Below are 6597 nucleotides of genomic sequence, written 5' to 3'. Positions count from 1 at the left end.
CTTTAGATATATTCTCTTCATTAATGTAGGATATTCCTTCATAGCTTGCAGTTCAAGTTGCAGACTAAATGCTAAATTGCCCACAAGATTTTCATTTGGGATATATTTATTATCTCCCCTTGCATTCCTACTTAATCCATTAAATAGCATAATTTGTGCAGTGTCCTTACCATTTATTTTAGTGACTCTTTTGTCTCCCTCATCACGGTGAAGGTCAATAACTACTTTAATAGAAGGATTCTCTTCCAAGATCTTCGTTACACCCTTAAGGGAATAATCGTATGCTTTTGTTCCTCGATCAAAAGTTCCTCCCATCATATCATAAACGCTTGTATCATGGATAACATTAATTCCATACTGTTCTTCTAAGATTTCTGTTAACTCTTCCCCGACTCCAACAATAGTATCCTCCACCTTATTCTTCCTACTATCCGAAAACGCTTCGGAAGCATGTGTATGATAAATCAATACTTGTGGTTTATCTGAATTAATTGATATAGCCAAATCCTTATCTAATAACTTATCTACATTAAATTCTTTCTCCGTAGTATAGGTAGATGAATCTACAATATAGAAATTCTTGATTAGGTATGTATAATTCCTTGAACTTTCAAGTGTCTGAATCTGTTTCAATAGACTATTACTGGCCTCTACCGTAGAGCTAACCGCGGTAGTATCATCTTCATAGTAAGAATCCCTAGGATTACCTTCAACATTAGAAAAATCACTATTCGCTAAAAGGTCTCCACTATGAGTATTATCATCTTCTCCTTCACTTATGTTACGATTCATAAAACTATCACTTGTCATCAACTTCATAACTTCAATAAAATCAGTATCTTCTTCTTGGGCATCTCCGTTCATAACCATCTGCATCTTTTCGGAAATTGTGTACTGCTGAATTGGAAACAAGCTTGTCATAAATTTAATTACAGCATTACTATCTTCAATTTCAGGCAAAACGGAAGATCCAACTATGTATGAAAGGTAATTCGATTGATCTTGATAGAGTGATAACCCCAAATCGCTAATCATCTCTTGAACAACCGATTCAAATGTATCCGTAAAATCTGTCTTTGTAGTAACAGCGCAACATTTTATAATAATCATAATAGCAAGAAGGGATACTAAAACCCAAAACACTTGTTGTAAAGAACTCCACATATTCTTTTTATTAATCGTCACATTCATATACTTATCAAAGTCTGGAGACTTTGTATAATTAAAAATCTCCGTGTGAAAGGCCAGGCTTTCACACTCCCCTCCCTTCTTATTTCGTATTAGAGAGTCACTTTGTCCTTTTGATCCCTAAGCCTATAATAATACTTCTTTATATTATATTCTATGTAACAAGTATTATTCGATGAACCATATGCAATTAAATTCAACTAAACGCCTTTTATTGTCAAATAGGTATTCTTAGGACGGATGGAGGTTTATTCATTCATTAAATTACACGTACTTGTAAATTAATAAAGTAGAAACGCAAAACTCTGAACAGTGTAGATTTGCTTCTTAGCTAATGAACTATGACTAAGAAACAATAGCGAAACAGCTTTAGTACGGTTCTGTATCATTGGAAGTACCTTAATGTACACACTTAGAAGTACTTAGGTGTGTAGCGTGTTTCGTGTCATAGTACATTAGCTAAGAAGCTATGAACACGTAAATAGAGTTTTGCATTCAACATTAAAAATACACAAGTACTCTTTATAACTTAAAGAGTTTGACAAAAGCATTGATTTAGCGCTTCCGAAATAGTATAACTGATTCTCTTTATGGCATCATCTATTCCTTTTGGAGTCACAAACATATTACAAACCATCTTTTCTCTTACCTCTGCCATGAACTTAACCATCTCTTCTTCAGAGAATCCTTTCCCATCTAGAAATCTCTCTAAGGTATCATTCACTATGGTGGCGCCATCAACTACTGTAGGTACACCAATAGCAATTACTTTCACTCCCAAGCCATCTTCATTCAAAGCATTTCTATGGTTTCCTACACCTGAGCCTGGACTGATTCCCGTATCTGTTATTTGTATTGTAGTATTCAGTCTAGAAACACTTCTTGCAGCTAGGGCATCAATAGCAATAAGACATTTTGGATTAGTTTGCTTAATTATTCCCTTTAAAATCTCACTTGTTTCCATTCCTGTTTGCCCCATAACCCCTGGTGCAATAGCACTCATGGATTCCATTTGATTTTTTTTCTTGAATTCATCTCCATATTCTTTTATCAGATGTCTCGTAACAAACAAATTATCAACTACTTTTGGTCCCAGTGCATCTGGAGTTACTTCACGATTACCAAGTCCCGCAATCAGTACTTCACCTTCCCCATAATCACCAAGGAGCTCCTTGATATATTTTACAATTTCTTCAGTCAAAGGTTCATGATAGGATTCATCATCCTCTTGAAGACGAGGAGCTTCTATCGTTATATAGGTTCCAATTGGTTTTCCCATTGCCTCTTCTCCATGTTTATCTTTAATGATTACTCTCGTTATCTTGATATCCTTATCCTTAACATAATCCTCTTCTAATACAACACCTGAAATCTCTACATTATCTTCTTCAAAACTTTCTCGTACCTCTAATGCAAGATCCGTTCTGGCATGGCTACTTGCACTACTTCTCTTGATTTCTTCTTTCATGATATCCATAATCCTTTCTTAGTTAATGTTATTTAAAATTATATATTTCTATTTTTCACATACTAAAGATAATCAATTGTCATCCACAGTTTTTCCAATAAATCACGAAATTATGTATTGACAGATATTCGTTCTTATACTACAATATATGAGTATGTTTACATTAGAACGTCCGTGTCCGGGATTATGAAACAAAAACTTTTATATAAACTATTTTTTGGAGGTGTACGGATTGGCTAACATTAAATCTGCTAAAAAAAGAATCAAAGTTATCGAAACTAAGACAATGAGAAACAAAGCAATTAAATCTAAAGTAAAGACTGCTATTAAGAAAGTAGACGCTGCTGTTGCTGCTGGTGACGTAGCTGTTGCTAAAGCATGCTTAAGAGATGCAATTAGCGAAATTGATAAAGCTACTAAAAAAGGTGTTTATCACAAAAATACTTCAGCAAGAAAAATCTCTCGCTTAAGTTTAGCTGTTAACAAAATTGCTTAATTGTGATTTATTCACGCTTATTTTACTATAGATATAACAAGCTTGTTTAGACCTATCATTTGATAGGTCTTTTTTCGTACAAGTCTTTCCAACAACTTCACTTCTATTTCCACAATTACAATTACATATTATTTTTCTATCGGAGCATACTACATTTAGTCCAAAATGTGAAAAATGTATTCACATTAATATTTATTCGCACACAGGCATTTAGCCTATTGAAGATAGGAGATATTATGGAGATTATACACGCAATATTTACTGCTCTAGGTTCAATAATTACATTGTTCATTCTTAGTAAATTAATGGGAAATCGAGAGATGTCACAATTAACTATGTTTGATTATATTAATGGAATTACTATTGGATCTATAGCCGCTGAGATGGCAACATCCGAATTTACCGATGTAACCAAGCCTTTTGTTTCAATGATTGTCTACGCCCTTGTTGTAATAGTAATTTCAGAACTTACGAATAAATCAATTAAACTACGACGTATATTGACTGGAAAGTCCTCTATCCTTTATGATAATGGTACTATTTATGAAAAAAGCTTAAGAAAGGCCAAGCTAGATATAGGCGAATTCCTAAGCCAATGTAGAATTGCTGGCTATTTTGATTTATCAACTGTAGAAACAATAATCCTTGAACCCAATGGTAAGCTAAGTATTTTACCTAAGTCAAATGAACGTCCATTAACTGGAAAGGACATGAAATTATCTATTTCACAAGAATATCTTGTGGCAAATGTTATCATCGACGGAAATATTATGCATGAAAATCTCAAACATACAGGAAAAAACGAAACTTGGCTTAATAATCAATTGAGTGCTCATTCCATTACTGATATAAAAGAGGTCTTTCTTGCAACTTGCGATAGAAACAACACCTTACATGTTTATAAAAAAATAGATAACTTAGAATGTTATGATATCCTTGAATAACACTATAATATCTAAAGGGGAGCTGTTTTTGCATAACTCAGCTCCCTTTCAATTATTTTTAAACTAAATTTGTAGAAGATTCCATCTTTTTAAAATACTCTATATTATATTCTACAGCAGTATCATTAGACTTAAATTTACCCGCTAATTCATTATGCATTTTTGCATCCTCGTATCTTCCTAATCGGTCATAACAGACACACATCTGTATATGTGGATAATAACCACTATACTCATGAAGTAAAAATCCAATAAAATTATCTGTTTTTTTCAGTTTTGTTGCCAACTCATACCAAAATATCGCTTGATAATAGAATTCCTTTTCTTCAAAATATTTGCCAATTCTACAACAAATCTCTGATCTTGGTACATCATAATCAAAGCTTCTATATAAGGTACTTAACCTATTTTCCTTATCACCTAACAATTCATAACAAATGGATAGGAAGAAACAAGCGCTTATCTTATCTTCCACCCAACCTTCGTTTTTTTGTAAATATTTATCAAACTGTATCGCTGCATCCCTGTACCGTTCATTTTCAAACAATTCTTTTCCATAATAATACATCGACCTTGGACTCAGCTCTTTCTTTTCTTTAATATAACCTTCATAGATCTTTAGATTTCTCCCTGTCTTTGCATGCGCCTTGCGATGGGTTATTGCTATGTCTTTCATAATAACCTCACCATTTATTTCTATATATTCATGGATAGGGTCGTTCCACTTAAAATCTTTCACTCTACGAAGGATACGTTCACGATAAAAAGAAAAATTAGCCTTTCCATTTTTATCAAAACCTACATTATATTTCAACATTACGACATCTATTTTATCAGTGAGTGTTTTCTTTAATTCTATTAATTTTACTCGTTCGCTATCTTCTATTACATCATCCGCATCAAGCCAAAGTATAAAATCTTTAGTAGCCTTGCTAAATGCATAATTCCGTGCTGCTGAAAAATCGTCACACCAAGTAAAGTTATATATTTTCGCCGAAAATTCAGCGGCAACCTCCTTCGTTCTATCCATAGAACCTGTATCTACAATAACGATTTCATCTGCAATGTCCCTAACACTAGTTAGGCATCTGGCAAGTACGTCCTCCTCATTCTTAACAATCATACAAAGACTAATCTCATTCATATCCTCACCTCTAAACACTTATATACTCAATATACTCATTGGTATCGCTGATTTGCTTCGCTGCACTTTTATAAAATAAATCTGCATCCGTAAAAGTGTGTTCTGATTGATTACTATGGCGTTTATACAGATAATTAAATTTATTTGATGAGTATATTTTAAACCCTAATGCTGTACAGTCTTGAAAGAATGCCTCATCCTCTGCAACATTCACAGCATGAAACGAAATCAAATCAAACACTTCTCTTTTGGCAATTATTGTTCCACCCGCTCCACCTGGCACAATTGTATCTTCTCCATATCCTCTAAAGACCCATAATTCATCTTCTTTTTCAAACAGAATAAAACGTTTTGATTTACAAGTTACTGCTACATCGCTTATCACAAATACATTCATTTGGTCTACAAGATAATTCACCCCATAATAGTCATCATCATCAATCTTGCCTATGAAATTATACTTTGCATGTTCTATCCCATAATTCAGACATTCACCTAATGTTACGCTTTCATCAAGTTGATAAACCTGAATATTATCATAATAACTAGCTCTTTTTCTATAATCATCAATTAAAAGTTGATTATTGTTTAATATAATAATCATTTCTTTTTTCTTGTATGCCATTCGATCAAAATTCTCAAATATATTATCCATATACTTAGCTTTATTTGTCGGAACAAGAAGTGATACCCCTGATTGCTGTTTTTTATCAATGCGCTCCCTTGTATTCAATATTTCTTGTTTCTGTTTTATTGCTTCATCCAAGTTCTCTCTTACCAAATTACTAAAATATATCCGATTAGCAGTAACTGACTCTGCAAAAGGATATATTTTCCCTGCTCCTTCGTTGTATTCAATCGCTTTTTCTACCATACCTAACCGATCATAACAAAGGCACAATTGAATTAAAGGTATATACCCTCGGTAATCAGCTATATAAAACTCAGAAGTCTCTATTGGTTCTAAATCTATGGCTGTTTGATACCAGAATATTGCTTCCATATACTTCTCAAGCATTGTATAGTAATCTCCAATTTCACAACAGATTTCCGCTCTTGGGATATCATACTTAAAACTTTCTAATAAAATAGCAATTCGTTCCTCAGCCATATCTAAATACTTATAACAAAGAGACATATAGAAACATGTCGCTATTTTATCTTTGTTACTATCAACCTTTAAAATTTCTTTAAAAACTAAAATAGATTCAAAATATTTTTTTTGCTCGTATAATGATAACGCTACTTGATATATTGGCACCATGCTAATTCTTACAAGCTATAAGCTTGCCTAATCTCCTCTCCTCATAATCCTATACTAAGAAATTGCAAAGCTAATCTATTACCTGTATAAGAC

At 33.0% G+C, this 6597-nt stretch carries 6 protein-coding genes; 2 read left to right on the top strand and 4 right to left on the bottom strand.

The window, feature by feature from the left end; translation table 11 throughout:
• Positions 1-1143, bottom strand: a 1143-nt coding sequence (locus ACW2QF_RS15975; RefSeq protein WP_455717005.1) for a stage II sporulation protein P, incomplete at its 3' end; no start/stop codon positions are given.
• A gap of 574 nt (positions 1144-1717) precedes the next feature.
• On the bottom strand, positions 1718-2656 hold the full coding sequence (gpr, locus tag ACW2QF_RS15970) for a GPR endopeptidase (protein ID WP_455717004.1): 939 nt from the start codon (positions 2654-2656) through the stop codon (positions 1718-1720).
• A gap of 232 nt (positions 2657-2888) precedes the next feature.
• On the opposite strand from gpr, the gene rpsT reads away from it, so the two are divergent.
• Positions 2889-3152: a 30S ribosomal protein S20 gene (rpsT, locus tag ACW2QF_RS15965; protein ID WP_455717003.1), complete on the top strand. Its 264-nt coding sequence runs from the start codon at positions 2889-2891 to the stop codon at positions 3150-3152.
• 236 nt (positions 3153-3388) lie between these two features.
• Positions 3389-4096 (top strand): DUF421 domain-containing protein, encoded by a 708-nt coding sequence (locus tag ACW2QF_RS15960; protein ID WP_455717002.1) that lies wholly within the window; start codon positions 3389-3391, stop codon positions 4094-4096.
• Between the two features lie 58 nt (positions 4097-4154).
• On the opposite strand, the gene ACW2QF_RS15955 is transcribed toward ACW2QF_RS15960, so the two are convergent.
• Together ACW2QF_RS15955 and ACW2QF_RS15950 are read right to left on the bottom strand one after the other, a co-directional pair.
• Positions 4155-5240, bottom strand: coding sequence for a glycosyltransferase (locus ACW2QF_RS15955; RefSeq protein ID WP_455717001.1), 1086 nt, complete (start codon positions 5238-5240; stop codon positions 4155-4157).
• Positions 5241-5250: 10 nt separating this feature from the next.
• Complete coding sequence (locus ACW2QF_RS15950; RefSeq protein WP_455717000.1) at positions 5251-6504, bottom strand: glycosyltransferase; 1254 nt, start codon at positions 6502-6504, stop codon at positions 5251-5253.
• Positions 6505-6597: the final 93 nt, after the last annotated feature.

It is taken from the genome of Anaerosporobacter sp. (genome assembly GCF_965301125.1).
The sequence above is the reverse complement of the archived record's forward strand: the minus strand, read 5'-3'. Positions and strand labels throughout refer to the sequence as shown.